General features: G+C 49.7%; 10 protein-coding genes. All 10 read left to right on the top strand.

All coding sequences use genetic code 11. The annotated features are described in order from the left end of the window. The 10 genes from lgt (at window position 1) to recD (ending at window position 15,485) form a co-directional block, all read left to right on the top strand. Window positions 1–876, top strand: a complete 876-nt coding sequence (lgt, locus tag LVQ79_RS16590) for a prolipoprotein diacylglyceryl transferase (RefSeq protein WP_232865757.1) — start codon at window positions 1–3, stop codon at window positions 874–876. 6 nt (window positions 877–882) lie between these two features. Further along, window positions 883–1,677 carry a thymidylate synthase gene (gene thyA / locus LVQ79_RS16585; RefSeq protein WP_151993255.1) on the top strand — a complete coding sequence of 265 codons (795 nt, stop codon included), beginning with the start codon at window positions 883–885 and terminating at the stop codon, window positions 1,675–1,677. A 184-nt stretch (window positions 1,678–1,861) separates the two neighbouring features. Beyond that, entirely contained in the window at window positions 1,862–2,335 is a 474-nt protein-coding gene (locus tag LVQ79_RS16580) for a prepilin peptidase-dependent protein (RefSeq protein ID WP_232865756.1), read from the top strand. Beyond that, window positions 2,326–2,886 carry a prepilin peptidase-dependent protein gene (locus LVQ79_RS16575; protein WP_232865755.1) on the top strand — a complete coding sequence of 187 codons (561 nt, stop codon included), beginning with the start codon at window positions 2,326–2,328 and terminating at the stop codon, window positions 2,884–2,886. The genes LVQ79_RS16580 and LVQ79_RS16575 overlap by 10 nt, the downstream gene beginning before the upstream one ends. After that, window positions 2,883–3,317, top strand: coding sequence for a DUF2509 family protein (locus tag LVQ79_RS16570; RefSeq protein ID WP_232865754.1), 435 nt, complete (start codon window positions 2,883–2,885; stop codon window positions 3,315–3,317). Before LVQ79_RS16575 ends, LVQ79_RS16570 begins: the two co-directional genes overlap by 4 nt. Continuing rightward, a complete protein-coding gene (locus tag LVQ79_RS16565) occupies window positions 3,299–3,640 on the top strand; it encodes a prepilin-type N-terminal cleavage/methylation domain-containing protein (protein ID WP_064513419.1) in 342 nt (113 codons plus the stop codon). The genes LVQ79_RS16570 and LVQ79_RS16565 overlap by 19 nt, the downstream gene beginning before the upstream one ends. Window positions 3,641–3,647: 7 nt before the next feature. Next, window positions 3,648–7,022, top strand: a complete 3,375-nt coding sequence (gene recC, locus LVQ79_RS16560; RefSeq protein ID WP_232865753.1) for an exodeoxyribonuclease V subunit gamma — start codon at window positions 3,648–3,650, stop codon at window positions 7,020–7,022. 155 nt (window positions 7,023–7,177) lie between these two features. Further along, window positions 7,178–10,066 carry a pitrilysin gene (gene ptrA, locus LVQ79_RS16555; RefSeq protein WP_232865752.1) on the top strand — a complete coding sequence of 963 codons (2,889 nt, stop codon included), beginning with the start codon at window positions 7,178–7,180 and terminating at the stop codon, window positions 10,064–10,066. Between the two features lie 44 nt (window positions 10,067–10,110). Beyond that, window positions 10,111–13,653 (top strand): exodeoxyribonuclease V subunit beta, encoded by a 3,543-nt coding sequence (gene recB / locus LVQ79_RS16550; protein WP_232865751.1) that lies wholly within the window; start codon window positions 10,111–10,113, stop codon window positions 13,651–13,653. Continuing rightward, on the top strand, window positions 13,650–15,485 hold the full coding sequence (gene recD, locus LVQ79_RS16545) for an exodeoxyribonuclease V subunit alpha (protein WP_232865750.1): 1,836 nt from the start codon (window positions 13,650–13,652) through the stop codon (window positions 15,483–15,485). Before recB ends, recD begins: the two co-directional genes overlap by 4 nt.

Raw genomic sequence — 15,485 nt, 5'->3', positions numbered from 1 at the left:
ATGAATAGTGGCTATCTGCATTTCCCTGAATTTGACCCGGTGATTTTTTCCGTCGGGCCAGTCTCTTTGCACTGGTACGGAGTGATGTACCTGGTTGGTTTCGTGTTTGCTATGTGGCTTGCGGGTCGTCGCGCCAATAAGCCTGGTAGCGGTTGGACGAAAGACGAAGTCGAAAACCTGCTATATGCTGGCTTCCTCGGGGTATTCCTCGGCGGACGCCTTGGTTATGTCTTCTTCTACAACCTGCCATCCTTCCTTGCTGACCCACTGTATCTGTTTAAAGTCTGGGATGGCGGTATGTCCTTCCACGGCGGGCTAGTTGGTGTTATCTGCGTGATGATTTGGTTCGCGCGCCGTACTCACCGCAACTTCTTCCAGGTTGCTGATTTTATTGCACCATTGATCCCATTTGGTTTGGGCGCAGGCCGCCTGGGCAACTTCATCAATGGTGAACTGTGGGGCCGTGTTGATCCAAACTTCCAGTGGGCGATGCTGTTCCCTGGTTCCCGCAGTGAAGACGTTGGCCTGTTGGCTACACATCCTGAATGGCAGTCGCTGTTTAACAGCTACGGTGTCTTACCACGTCATCCTTCTCAGCTTTACGAGATGGTTTTGGAAGGTATCGTGCTGTTCATCATTCTTAACGTCTTCATCCGTAAACCGCGCCCAATGGGGGCTGTATCCGGCCTGTTCCTGATTGGCTATGGTGCTTTCCGCATTATCGTTGAATTCTTCCGCCAGCCGGATGCACAGTTTACCGGTGCGTGGGTGCAGTACATCAGCATGGGGCAAATCCTCTCGATTCCGATGATTGTCGCCGGTGTGGTAATGATGGTTTGGGCGTATCGTCGTCGTCCACAGCAACAGCTTTCGTGAGGAAACATGCAACAGTATCTTGATTTGATGAAACATGTGCTGGAAAACGGCACTCCAAAAGATGACCGCACTGGCACCGGTACGCTGTCGATTTTCGGTCATCAGATGCGCTTCAATTTGCAAGATGGTTTCCCGCTGGTTACCACTAAACGCTGCCATTTACGCTCCATCATTCATGAACTACTGTGGTTCCTGAAGGGGGAAACCAACGTTGCATATCTGCATGAAAACAACGTCTCTATCTGGGACGAATGGGCAGATGAAAATGGCGACCTTGGCCCTGTGTATGGCAAGCAGTGGCGCTCTTGGGCAACGCCAGATGGCCGCCATATTGACCAGTTAACCACTGTGATTAACCAGCTTAAAAACGATCCCGACTCACGCCGCATTATTGTTTCGGCGTGGAACGTGGGTGAGCTGGATAAAATGGCACTGGCACCATGCCATGCGTTCTTCCAGTTCTATGTGGCTGACGGCAAGCTTTCCTGCCAGCTTTATCAACGTTCATGTGACATCTTCCTTGGCCTGCCGTTTAATATCGCCAGCTATGCGTTACTGGTGCATATGATGGCGCAGCAATGTGACCTGGAAGTGGGTGATTTTGTCTGGACCGGTGGCGATACTCATTTGTACAGCAACCACCTCGAGCAAACTCGCTTGCAGTTAACCCGTGAGCCACGGGCTCTGCCAAAACTGGTTATTAAACGTAAACCTGAATCACTGTTCGATTACCGTTTCGAAGATTTTGAAATCGAGGGCTACGATCCGCACCCTGCGATCAAAGCGCCAGTCGCTATCTGACGACTGACAGCCTGCCATAACCGGTGCCATTTGTGCGCCGGTTTTTTTTGCCTGAATTTCGTCTTTGCGAGCCTCTTTCCAGCACTTCTGCAACCTTATGAAACCCTAAAACTATCCTTCGAGTCACCCCGAAAAATAGTTCTTTGGCAGTGGCGAAGAATTTTTCGGCTGGCACACTGCCGCCATGAAAATAAAACAACAAGGCTTTAGCCTGATAGAAATGATGGTGGTAATGATCATTGTTGCGGTACTTGGCGCTGGAGGTTTGTTTGGCTGGCAACAGTGGCAGCAACAGCAACGGCTATGGATAACCACCCAGCATGTCCGCAATTTGCTCGAAGAGCTACGCAGTGATGCTAACTGGCATAACCGAGACCATCTGTTAGTAGTGAAACGAACAGAAAAAATGTGGTGTCTTACTAGTAAGTTGGCGGAGGACAGTAAATGTCATTCTGACAAACGCTGGCGATTAAACCAGCCTTTTACTGATGTTGATATTACTGAGATAACGCCAGGAGTGGGATTTTATGGATTGAGAAATACCGCCTGGCCTGGCCATATATTGTTGCAAAGCATGGCTGGTAAATGGCGGGTTGTTCTTTCGGCTCAGGGAAGAGTTCGTGTCTGCGAGGTTATAGGGAGCAACAAATGCAGCTAAATCAGCAGGGATTCACCTTACTGGAAACGCTCATCGCCATGGCATTAAGTAGTATTGTTTTGCTAGGTGCAGGACGGTTATTTCCAGCTCTGCAACAAGCAGTATTGCAGCAATATCAAAAAGAAAGTCTACAAGAGTCACTCTGGCAGTTGGCGTTCAGTTTGGGGAAACAGTTGCAAAGAGCAGGCTATTGTCACGGAAGCTGCCAGGGAGATGGGTTGATACTGCGCAAAGAGGGCGGATGCGTTTTGTTGCAATGGGATAGCAATAGTAATGGGCGCTGGGAGCCTTCCAGCCATGCCGAAACTGAATTGGCAGGCTATCGACTAAACGGTAGCAATCTGGAATTTATGCGCGGAGCTACCAGTTGTGAAGGAAGTGGCTGGGAGAAAGTGTCCGATCCAGCAATAATGGCTATACAGAAATTCTCGGTGACCCGCCAGGCTCGTCACTCAATGCCTCCGCTGTTAATAATTGAACTGGAGGCGGCTTTCAAAAAAGGCCGAAACCAGGTGTCTTTGCACCATACCGTTGTGGGATATAACTTGTGAGTGGACATCCTGAGCGGGGAAATATCACCCTCGGATTCGTGCTGCTATTGTTTGCGCTGGGGATATTAATGCTAGGTGGATTACAACGACAGTTAAGTCACCAGCGGCACTTAGTCGCCAGCGAAATAGGTTTTCTTAAGCAATATGCTGCTGCCATTTCTGCTCAGGCCTGGGGAAGTCAGTTAATCTGGCAACCTAAGCAAACTTGGCACTGCCAGCAAGAAATAGAAAAAGGCTGGAAGGCCTGCGTCTTGTTGGTCGAAAGAAATGAGGTGTTGATGGCGGTGCGTGGAACGTATTCAGGAGCGCAATTGCCACTCACACTTTGGCGATGGGGTGTTGTAGATAATTCACATTGGTTATCAACCCCTCATGGCTGGCTGGATTTTTGCCCTTTTGCTGAGGTGCCCAGATGTCAGTTACCACAGTAAAATCATTAGAGCGCGGATTTAGCCTGATTGAAGTGTTATGTGCTATGGCACTATTTTCAGTAGTGATGCTAGCTCTGCTGGGGTATTACCGGGTATTACAACAAGGTTTTCAGTCTCAATGGCATTCTCGCCAGCTGTGGCGTTTAGCCGTAGAAATGAGCGAGCCTGATGTGCCATTGCCAACAGATGGATGGAAAGTCAGTCGACAGCAGACATCAGCGGCGGGATGTGTCAGCATCGCCGTTACTATTATTAGCCCTGGCGGGCGAACCGGGCAGCTATCGCGGCTACATTGCCCGCAAAAAGAGAAAAGTCAGGAGTAGCGATTCTATGTTGCGTGTTTACCATTCCAACCGGCTGGATGTGCTGGAAGCAATTATGGAATTTATTGTGGAAAGGCAACCGTTGCCGGACCCATTCCAGCCTGAAGTGGTGTTGGTGCAAAGCACCGGTATGGCTCAGTGGCTACAAATGACCCTGGCACAAAAATTTGGTATCGCGGCGAATATTAGCTTCCCACTTCCCGCCAGTTTCATCTGGGACATGTTTGTACGTGTGTTACCAAACATTCCTGAGCAAAGTGCTTTTAACAAGCAAAGCATGAGCTGGAAATTGATGACGCTCATCCCCACGATGCTGGAGCAGCCTGAATTTTCACTGCTGAGTCAGTATCTTGAAGAAGATGAAAATGGGCGAAAACTCTCCCAGTTGGCCTCAAGAATTGCTGACCTCTATGACCAATATTTAGTTTATCGGCCTACATGGTTAAGCCTGTGGGAAATAGGTGAACTTGTAGACAATGTGGGTGAAGCCCAATTGTGGCAGGCTCCGCTCTGGGCTGCATTGGTACGGCATACGCAAGAACTTGAACAGCCGGAATGGCACCGTGCAAATCTCTATCAACGTTTCATTGATACTCTGGAAAAAAGCAGTGAATGCCCGCCGGGCTTACCAGAGCGTGTGTTTATTTGTGGTATTTCGGCATTGCCACCGGTTTATCTTCAGGCGCTACAGGCACTTGGTAAGCACATTGACGTGCATTTGCTGTTTACCAACCCTTGCCGCTACTACTGGGGCGATATTAAAGACCCCGCTTATCTTGCACGCTTGATCAGCCGTCGGCGTCGCAGCCACGCGCAGCGAGACATCACGCTGCCACTGTTTAAAGATTGCGACACAGCCTCAGCATTGTTCAACGACGATGGTGAGCAAGACATTGGCAACCCACTGCTGGCCTCATGGGGGAAGTTGGGGCGTGATTACACGTACTTGTTAGCTGAATTACAGCGTTTTGAAGAGATTGACGTATTTGTCGATATTGAGCCTGACAATGTGCTGCGCAATGTGCAGTACGATTTGCTGGAGCTGCAAAACAATGCTGTCACCGGATTAACCGAAGAAGAGTTTGAACATAGTCATAAGAAACGCCTTCTTGCCCTTAATGATCAATCAGTGACATTCCATGAATGCCACAGTCCTCAGCGTGAAGTCGAAGTGCTGCACGATCAACTGCTTGCGATGCTGGATGCCGATCCGGCATTAACTCCGCGTGACATCATCGTGATGGTGGCAGATATCGATAGCTACAGCCCATTTATCCAGGCCGTATTTGGTAATGCTGTTGGTGAGCGCCGCTTACCCTTTGCGATTTCTGACCGTCGCGCCAGGCAGGCTCACCCGGCTCTGCAGGCGTTTATTTCTCTACTTTCCCTTCCTGATAGCCGTTTCGCAGCACAGGATGTTCTTGCTCTGCTTGAGGTTCCCGCACTGGCTGCTCGCTTCTCAATTAACGAAGAAGGGCTGCGCTATTTGCGCCAATGGGTCAATGAATCTGGGATCCGTTGGGGAATTGACGACGACAATGTGCGTGAATTGGATCTTCCCGCAACCGGGCAGCACACTTGGCGCTTTGGTCTCACGCGTATGCTGTTGGGTTATGCCATGGATAGTCAGGTGGGTGAATGGCAGTCAATTCTCCCTTACGATGAGTCGAGCGGTTTAATTGCTGAACTTGTCGGGCAACTGGCCGAATTACTAATGCAGTTGAACATCTGGCGTAGGGAGCTCTCTGTAACCCGGCCATTAGCCGAGTGGACAACAGTCTGCCGCGACATGTTATCGAGTTTCTTCATGCCTGATACTGAAACAGAAGGTGCGTTGGCGCTGATTGAACAGCAGTGGCAAGAGATCATTAAATATGGTCTTGAGTCGCGTTACCAGGAGCATATCTCGCTGACGTTATTACGTGACGAGCTGGCCCAGCGCCTCGATCAGGAACGTATCAGTCAACGTTTCCTGGCCGGGCCAATAAACTTCTGTACCCTGATGCCGATGCGTTCCATTCCTTTCAAAGTTGTGTGCTTGCTTGGTATGAATGATGGCGTTTATCCGCGCACGCTGGCGCCACTTGGGTTTGATCTAATGAGCCAGAAGCCGCAACGTGGTGACCGTAGCCGCAGGGACGATGACCGTTATTTATTCCTTGAAGCCCTCAATTCGGCACAATTACGTTTTTATATCAGCTATATCGGGCGGTCTATTCAGGACAACAGCCAACGCTACCCTTCAGTGCTGGTTGACGAATTACTGGACTACATCGCGCAAAGCCATTGTTTGCCACAGAACACGGAACAGACCTGTGATGAAAGCAGTGAGCTTGTGAAAAAACATCTGGTTCAGCGGCATTATCGCACTCCTTTTGAGGCTGGTAATTTTTTGCCAGGAGCGCTTGTACAAAGCTATGCCAACGAATGGTTGCCTGCTGCAAGTGAGCAGGGCCAGGCTCAGGTGGCATTTATTCAACCATTACAAGAAGAGAGCCAGGAAGTCATTACGCTCGACCAGTTACAGCGTTTCTGGCGTCATCCAGTACGAGCGTTTTTCCAGATGCGTCTGGGTATCCATTTTCGACTTGAAGAGAGCGATTTACCCGATGCCGAGCCGTTCACATTAGATAGCCTTGAGCGTTTCCAGATGAATCAGGAACTGCTCAATACCCTGGTTCAGGAAGGTGACTCTCAGCAACTATTCCGCCGCTACCGTGCGGCAGGCTCGTTGCCGTATGGAGCTTTCGGTGAGATTTTATGGGAAACCCAGTTAACAGAAATGGCTGAGCTGGCGCAAAAAGTGAGAGCCGAACGGCAAAACGGTAACAGCCTGGAAGTCTCGCTCGATTTAGACGGAACAAGGCTTGAAGGTTGGTTGTCGGATGCGCAGGCTGATGGCTTGTTACGCTGGCGTCCTTCCATCCTCAACCCGGCACACGGTCTGCAGCTATGGATTGAACATGTTGTCTGGTGTGCATTGGGAGGTGATGGTGAAAGCCGCCTGTATGGAAGGGATTCAACAGAGTGGAAATTCCCTGCACTTGATGTGAAACAGGCAAAAAGCTATCTCCAGCAACTTATTGATGGTTATCGGAAAGGATTAGTACAACCGCTCTTATTGCTTCCCATGAGTGGTGGAGCATGGATAAAAGCCTGTTATGAACCCGCGAATGATGCCATTTTATGGGATGAGCAGACGCAACAGAAAGCCAAAAGTAAACTATTGGCGGCCTGGGAAGGGAATCAGAGAGTTGAAGGTGAGGGGGCCGATATGTGGTTACAACGACTGTATCGTACGCTCGAGCCAGACTACTACGAGGCAATTATAAGAGAGGCGGAGCGCTACTTACTGCCGCTGTTTCGTTTCAATAAAGCTTAAATGTCTGTATAAAAATTGCACAGCCCGGCAGGTTCATCTATGATGCGCTACTTGCTCAGGGTTGGCGAAAAAAGAAACAACTAAAATAGTAGATTTTTTTTAAAAGTTGTTAATGATGAGTGAGTTAGGAAGTTTCGTGATTATGAGGTTTGTGAATGCCTAAATGCAGCACCTGGTTAAAACCGCTTTTCTTGTTGTTAGTTGCCCTTTGGGCACCATTAAGTCAGGCAGACACGGGTTGGCAACCTATCCAGGAAACTATCCGCAAAAGTGAGAAAGACAACCGTCAATATCAGGCTATACGTCTTGATAATGGTATGACAGTGCTGCTGGTTTCTGATCCGCAAGCTGTTAAGTCATTGTCTGCGTTGGTTGTTCCTGTTGGATCTTTAGAAGATCCTAACGACCATCTTGGCTTGGCTCACTATCTTGAACATATGACGCTGATGGGCTCTAAAAAATATCCGGAGCCGGATAGCCTGTCAGAGTTTCTCAAAAAGCATGGTGGCAGCCACAACGCCAGTACTGCAACTTACCGCACTGCGTTTTATCTCGAAGTTGAAAACGACGCGCTGGAAGGGGCAGTTGACCGTTTGTCTGATGCTATCGCTGAGCCCAATCTCGCCCCAGAATATGCTGAACGTGAACGTAATGCGGTTAATGCTGAGCTGACCTTAGCTCGCGCCCGTGACGGTATGCGTATGGCGCAAGTTAGTGCTGAAACTATCAACCCTGCACATCCGGGTTCACGTTTTTCCGGCGGTAACCTTGAAACTCTGCGCGACAAACCAGGCAGCAAGCTGCTGGATGCTCTGGTCGCTTTCCGTGATAAATATTATTCTGCCAACCTGATGAAGGCCGTTATTTACAGTAATAAACCACTGCCGGAATTGGCAAAAATTGCTGTGGAAACCTATGGCCGGGTGCCAAATAAAAACATTGAGCGGCCTGTTATTGATGTGCCGGTTGTCACGGATGCGCAAAAAGGAATCGTAATTCATTACGTCCCCGCATTGCCTCGCAAAGTGGTGCGAGTTGAATTCCGTATCGACAATAATAGCGATAAATTCCGCAGCAAAACTGATGAATTAATTGGCTATTTGATTGGTAATCGTAGCAACAATACGCTTTCTGACTGGCTGCAAAAGCAGGGGCTGGCGGATAGCATCCGTGCCGATTCCGACCCGTTAGTTAACGGCAATAGTGGCGTGTTCGCAATCTCCGTATCGTTGACTGATAAAGGTCTCGCGCAGCGTGATGAAGTGGTTGCGGCTATTTTCAGTTACTTAAATAAATTGCGTGAGAATGGCGTCGATAAAAGTTATTTCGACGAACTTGCCCATGTTCTCGATCTCGACTTCCGTTATCCATCAATAACCCGTGATATGGATTACGTTGAATGGTTAGCGGACACTATGCTTCGCGTGCCGGTCGAACATACACTTGATGCTGTCAATATCGCCGATCAATTCGATCCAGCGGCCATTAAAGCTCGCCTGGAGATGATGACGCCACAAAATGCACGTGTCTGGTATATCAGCCCGAAAGAGCCACATAACAAAATGGCTTATTTTGTAGAAGCGCCTTATCAGGTCGATAAAATCACACCACAAGTCTTCGACATCTGGCAGAAAAAAGCGGCAGCAATCAAACTGACATTGCCGCAATTGAACCCGTACATCCCGGATGACTTTACGTTAGTTAAACCAGATAAAACCTATGCTCACCCTGAGTTGCTGGTAAAAGAACCAGGCTTGCGTGTGTTGTATATGCCAAGCCACTATTTTGCCAGTGAACCAAAAGCTGATGTAACTATGGTGCTGCGTAACCCGCAGGCGATGGATAGTGCGAAAAATCAGGTCTTGTTTGCCCTGAATGACTATCTGGCTGGAATCGCTCTGGACGAGTTAAGCAACCAGGCTTCCATTGGCGGTATTGGCTTCTCTACAAATGCCAATAGCGGTTTGATGGTTAATGCCAATGGTTACACCCAACGTTTGCCGCAACTTTTTGAAGCACTGCTAAAAGGCTATTTCTCCTACACACCGACTCAAGAGCAGTTGGACCAGGCAAAGTCATGGTATGCCCAAATGATGGATTCGGCAGACAAAGGCAAAGCTTACGATCAGGCGATTATGCCGGTGCAGATGGTGTCGCAGGTGCCATATTTCCAGCGTGAAACGCGCCGCGCGTTGCTGCCTGATCTGACGATAAAAGACGTGCTTGATTATCGGGAAGTTTTAAAAACTAATGCTAAACCTGAGTTTTTAGTGCTGGGCAATATGTCTCCTGGTCAGGCAAAAGAGCTTGCGCATAACGTACAAAGCCAGCTGACTACCAAAGGTAATGAGTGGTGCCGCAATAAAGACGTGCTTGTTGATAGCAAACATTTAGCGATGTTTGAAAAAACAGGAGGCAGCACGGATTCAGCGCTGGCCGCAGTTTATGTCCCGAAAGGTTTCGATGAAACGGTAAGTACTGCTTACAGTTCTATGCTGGGGCAAATCATTCAGCCTTGGTTCTACAACCAGTTGCGTACCCAGGAACAGTTGGGTTATGCCGTGTTTGCGTTCCCGATGTCCGTTGGGCGCCAGTGGGGGATTGGTTTCTTGCTGCAAAGTAACGATAAGCAACCAGCCTACTTGTACCAGCGGTTTAAAGCGTTTTACCCAACGGCTGAAAAGAAGTTGCGTGAGATGAGCGCTGAAGATTTTGCTCAAATGCAGCAGGGGATGATCAGTGAGATAATGCAGGCACCGCAGACCTTGTCTCAGGAGGCTTCACAACTGAGCAAAGATTTCGATCGCGGAAACCTGGATTTTGATTCGCGTGATAAAGTAGTCGCCGAAATTAAAAAACTGACGCCGCAAAAACTGGCTGATTTCTTCCATCAGGCAGTGATTGAACCACAGGGAATAGCTGTACTGTCGCAAGTTTCTGGTAGCCACAATGGCAAGTCAGATTATGCCACTCCGAAAGGCTGGAAAACCTGGAAGGAGGTCAGCTCTCTGCAGCAATCATTGCCGCTTGTAGACGCTAAGTAATGGCGGCCACGGCACCTGCAACTTGAAAGACAATGGGTATAATAATGACCGGAATCGCTCAGCCGCTTGACCCCCTAAGTTTACCTCTGACGGGGGAGCGGCTGATTGAAGCCTCTGCCGGTACCGGAAAGACATTTACCATTGCGGCACTCTATTTGCGTTTGCTGCTTGGCCTGGGTGGGCAAAATGCTCATCCCCGGCCACTCTCCGTTGAAGAATTATTGGTCGTTACCTTTACTCAGGCTGCGACCGAAGAGCTCCGCGGCCGTATTCGCGCCAATATTCATGAGTTGCGTATCGCCTGTGTACGCAATCGCACTGACAATCCATTGTTCCAAAACCTGCTGGCTGAAATTCCAGATCTTCATCAGGCTGCCCAAGTTTTACGCCTTGCAGAACAGCAAATGGACGAAGCGGCCATTTTCACTATCCATGGTTTTTGCCAGCGAATGCTCAGCCTGAATGCCTTCGAATCAGGCATGCTGTTTGAGCAACAACTCATTGAAGATGAGTCGCGGTTGCGCCGTAATGCTTGTGCTGATTTCTGGCGTCGCCATTGTTACCCGCTTCCTAAACCGGTCGCGCAGGTTATGGCAGAGGAGTGGGCTGGCCCGGAAGAACTTCTCAGAGACATAAACAGCTGGTTGCAAGGTGAACAGCCGGTACTTAAACAGCCGCCAGCTGATGATGAAACGCTACTCGCACGGCATCAGAAAATAATTAACGCTATTGAAGATGTGAAAGCACAATGGTGTGCCTGCGCGGATGAAATTGCGCAACTCCTGAGTGTGGCGAAGATAGACCGCCGCAGTTACAGCAGCAAAAACTTACCTAACTGGCTGAACATTGTTGGCGCATGGGCGCAGACAGAAACCACTACCTATAAATTGCCTGACCAACTTGAGCGTTTCTCTCAGTCGATGCTCGACGAGAAAACCAAAGAAGGCCAACCGCCGCAGCATCCTGTTTTCAGAGCGATTAACGATTTATTGGGTGAGCCATTAACACTGCGTGATTTAGTTATCGCTCGTGCTATGGCTGAAATCCGCTATACCGTTCAGCAGGAAAAGCTTCGCCGTGGCGAACTCGGGTTTGACGATATGCTGACGCGTCTTGATGAAGCTCTGCATAAGCCGGGTGGTGATGCCCTTGCAGCCGCCATTCGTGGCCGTTTCCCTGCTGCGATGATAGATGAATTCCAGGATACCGACCCTCAGCAATACCGCATTTTCAGGCGCTTATATATCAATCAGCCCGATACGGCGCTGTTGCTTATCGGTGACCCAAAACAAGCCATTTACGCTTTCCGTGGGGCAGATATCTTTACCTACATGAAAGCTCGTCATGAGGTAAGTGCCCACTACACGTTGGATACTAACTGGCGCTCATCACCTGCAATGATAAGCAGCGTAAATACGCTGTTCCAACAACTGGATAATCCCTTCTTATTCGAGCAAATTCCGTTCATGGCAGTGAAAGCCGCGGCGAAGAACAGCGGCCTGCGTTTTACCATGAAAGGGAAGAACCAGCCGGCGATGTCGCTCTGGGCGCAGTCGGGTGACGGTTGCGGTGTGAGTGATTACCAACAAATCATGGCCATGCAGTGTGCGCAGCAGATTCGTGACTGGCTGAGTGCCGGGCAGCGCGGTGAGGCTCTATTGTGGAAAGGTGAGGCATCTCGCCCGGTACAGTCATCAGACATCACTATTTTGGTTCGTAGTCGCGGTGAAGCTTCAATTGTTCGCGAGGCTTTGAGCGCGCTAAATATCCCCTCTGTTTACCTTTCAAATCGTGACTCGGTTTTTGCAACGCCTGAAGCGCGAGAGATTTTGTGGATTCTGCAGGCTGTCCTGGCTCCTGAAATTGAAACAGCACTGAGAAGTGCTGTTGCGACTAGTATGCTTGGCCTTGATGCCCAAATGATTGAGGCGCTGAATAACGATGAAAATGCCTGGGATCAGTTGGTTGAAGAGTTTTCAGAATATCGACAAATTTGGCTACGCCGGGGCGTAATGCCGATGTTGCGAGCGCTTATTGCGCATCGCCAGATTGCTGAAAATTTGTTAGCAACGCCGGGAGGTGAAAGGCGTCTTACCGACATTTTACACATCAGCGAATTGCTACAAGAAGAAGCGGCGCAAACTGACAGTGAACATGCTCTGGTTCGATGGTTGGCACAACAGGTCGCTGAACCTGACAGCAACGCGTTTAGCCAACAACTACGCCTCGAAAGCGACAGGCATTTGGTTCAGGTTGTCACTATCCATAAATCAAAAGGGCTTGAGTATCCGTTGGTCTGGTTGCCATTCATCGCCAACTATCGGGCGCAAAACAGTGGTCTGTACCACGACCGTTCAACATTCTCACCGCTGCTGGATTTAAGCGACGATGAGGAGAGTCTTAGCCTTGCGGAAGAAGAGCGACTGGCGGAGGATTTACGCTTGCTGTATGTCGCTTTGACGCGATCTATCTGGCATTGCAGTCTTGGTGTCGCCCCATTGTTTAAGGGGAATCGTGCCAAAAAAGGGACCAGCGATCTACATCTTGGGGCGCTGGGGTATCTTCTGCAAAAAGGTGAAGCGAAAGATGCGGCCAGTTTACAGGCATGTTTGCAGGAACTGGTCAGTGAGTCGATTAGCGTCGAAGAACCTCACTCGGAAGACTACACCCCGTGGCAGCCTGTCAGTGCCGCACTCCCGGAACTGAGTGCCAGAGTGATGAAAAGGCAGGTTGCTGATAACTGGCGTGTAACCAGTTACTCCGGTTTGCAGCAACATGGCAGTAGCCAGATGCTGGATCTATTACCCAGATTAGATGTGGATGCTGCAGGTGTAGCGCCAGTGCAAAGTGAGCCATCACTAACTCCACACACCTTCCCGCGTGGGGCCGGGCCGGGCACATTTTTGCATAGCTTATTTGAAGGCATTGATTTTACTCAGTCGATTGACGACGTGTGGGTTGCAAAGCAACTCACAGAGCAAGGTTTTGCTGAAGAGTGGCAGCCGATTGTCACTGAATGGCTGCAGACAATTTTACAGGCATCGTTAAATGATTCGGGCGTCTCGCTTAACCAATTATCTCCTCAGGAAAAACAGGTCGAACTAGAGTTCTATCTACCCATTGAAAGTGATTTGCAGGCTGCACATTTGGACAGATTGGTACGTGGACATGACTCGTTATCAGCAGGTTGCCCACCGTTAAACTTCAAACAGGTGCGTGGCATGCTGAAAGGGTTTATCGACCTGGTTTTTCGCTGGCAAGGGCGTTACTACCTGCTGGATTACAAATCCAACTGGCTGGGTGAAGACAGCAGCGCCTATACCCAGGAAGCGATGGCGGGTGCGATGCAATCCCATCGTTACGACCTGCAATATCAGTTATATACATTGGCACTGCACCGCTATTTGCGCCACCGTATGCCTGACTACGATTACCAAAGGCATTTTGGTGGTGTTATTTATCTATTTTTGCGTGGGGTTGAAAGCAATGGCTCGTCACAGGGAATATTTACCACACGCCCTTCTGTGCAATTAATTGAGCAGATGCACGCATTGTTTGCCGGGCAAACAGACGAGGTTACGCCATGAAAATGTCTGCGTTGCTACAGCAGGCGGTCGAGCAAAAATTGTTGCGCGCATTGGATGCGCAATTCGCCATGATGATTGCCAGTGACGAGCAGTCCGCAGTCATGCTGGCTGCGGCACTTGTCAGTCACGATGCAGGTGAAGGCCATGTGTGTATCCCGCTTTCGCGCTTAAAGCCGGAGTTCTGTTTTGCCGGGCGGCAACCTGATTTTGCTGAGCAACTTTTCGCTCTGGTTGGTACCAAAGCCAACTGGCGCGAGCTGCTACTGACATCTGATGCGGTGAGTGAGCATGAAGGGGCGACACCGCTGAAATTAATTGGCGAGCGCTTGTACCTCAACCGGATGTGGCAAAACGAACAGTCTGTCGCGCGATTTTTTGGTGAAGAGAACTGCGCAATCCCACTTGATGAAACGCAGATTATCCGTGTACTAAATCAACTCTTTGAGCCAACAGCTGATAACGACTGGCAAAAGGTTGCCGCCGCCGTGGCACTGACACGACGCATTTCAGTTATTTCTGGTGGGCCAGGAACTGGGAAAACCACTACGGTGGCCAAATTGCTCGCAGCACTGGTTCAGTTGTCTGACGCAAAACCTTTGCGTATCCAGCTGGCGGCTCCAACGGGTAAAGCCGCTGCACGTTTAACCGAATCCTTAGGTTCCGCTCTACGGCGTTTGCCGTTGGATGATGCGCAAAAAGCCTCGTTGCCAAGCGATGCTTGTACCTTGCACCGCTTATTGGGGGCACAACCTAACAGCCAACGTCTGCGCTATCACGCAGGGAACCCATTGCATCTTGATGTGCTGGTGGTGGATGAAGCCTCGATGGTGGATTTGCCAATGATGGCAAAGCTGATTCATGCGTTGCCAGCACATGCGCGGATCATTTTCTTAGGCGACCGCGATCAACTGGCATCGGTGGAAGCGGGGGCGGTGCTCGGGGATATTTGCCATTATGTTACACACGGATATTCTCCTGTTCGTGCGGCCGAATTAAGTCGACTGACGGGTTACTCACTGGCGACAGGTGAAGGAACCGAAGCTAGCGTGCTGCGAGACGGGCTTTGTCTGCTGCAAAAAAGCTACCGTTTTGATAGCAAATCAGGGATTGGGCAGTTGGCCTATGCTGTTAATGCAAGCGATGTGAAACAGGCTAAAGCGGTGTTTGCGAAAGGTTTTGGCGATATCGCAAAGCAGCCACTGCGCGAAACTGAAGACTACGCGTTGATGATTGCTGATGCAGTGGATGGGTATCGGCCGTATCTGGAATTAATACGTAATCACGCAGAGCCTGCAGCTATTATTGAAGCTTTTGGGCGTTATCAGCTGTTATGTGCATTGCGTGATGGCCCGTTTGGCGTTAGTGGCCTGAATAACAGAATAGAACTTGCGCTGATTCAAAAAAGGCTCATTGAGCGGCCAAATCAGGCTGCTTCAAGATGGTACAACGGCAGGCCAATTATGATTTCGCGTAACGACAGTTCGTTAGGCTTATTCAATGGTGATATTGGTATCGCGTTAGATAGAGGCGAGGGGCTACGCGTCTGGTTCCCGATGCCGGATGGCACAATAAAATCAGTGCAGCCGAGCCGTTTACCGGGGCATGACACCGCCTATGCTATGACGGTGCACAAATCCCAGGGTTCGGAATTTGAGCACGCAGCCCTTGTTCTGCCAAATCAGTATACCGCTGTGGTTACACGTGAACTGGTCTATACCGCGATTACTCGTGCTCGAAGCAGGCTATCTTTGTATGCCGATGATCGGGTACTGGAAAAGGCCATTGTGACAAAGACGGAACGACGCAGCGGATTGATGGAGAGTTTTAGCTAG

Source organism: Buttiauxella cochleicola (genome assembly GCF_021282405.1).
In the GTDB taxonomy this organism is placed as follows: domain Bacteria; phylum Pseudomonadota; class Gammaproteobacteria; order Enterobacterales; family Enterobacteriaceae; genus Buttiauxella; species Buttiauxella massiliensis.
Note: the sequence above shows the minus strand (reverse complement) of the source record. Positions and strands in the feature narration are given on the sequence as shown.

What these genes read in the sequence shown, in the direction of transcription:
- thyA (WP_151993255.1), top strand. Translation starts at nt 883, where the DNA reads ATGCAACAGTATCTTGATTTGATGAAACATGTGCTGGAAAACGGCACT.
- LVQ79_RS16575 (WP_232865755.1), top strand. Translation starts at nt 2,326, where the DNA reads ATGCAGCTAAATCAGCAGGGATTCACCTTACTGGAAACGCTCATCGCC.
- LVQ79_RS16565 (WP_064513419.1), top strand. Translation starts at nt 3,299, where the DNA reads ATGTCAGTTACCACAGTAAAATCATTAGAGCGCGGATTTAGCCTGATT.
- recD (WP_232865750.1), top strand. Translation starts at nt 13,650, where the DNA reads ATGAAAATGTCTGCGTTGCTACAGCAGGCGGTCGAGCAAAAATTGTTG.
- recC (WP_232865753.1), top strand. Translation starts at nt 3,648, where the DNA reads ATGTTGCGTGTTTACCATTCCAACCGGCTGGATGTGCTGGAAGCAATT.
- lgt (WP_232865757.1), top strand. Translation starts at nt 1, where the DNA reads ATGAATAGTGGCTATCTGCATTTCCCTGAATTTGACCCGGTGATTTTT.
- ptrA (WP_232865752.1), top strand. Translation starts at nt 7,178, where the DNA reads ATGCCTAAATGCAGCACCTGGTTAAAACCGCTTTTCTTGTTGTTAGTT.
- LVQ79_RS16580 (WP_232865756.1), top strand. Translation starts at nt 1,862, where the DNA reads ATGAAAATAAAACAACAAGGCTTTAGCCTGATAGAAATGATGGTGGTA.
- recB (WP_232865751.1), top strand. Translation starts at nt 10,111, where the DNA reads ATGACCGGAATCGCTCAGCCGCTTGACCCCCTAAGTTTACCTCTGACG.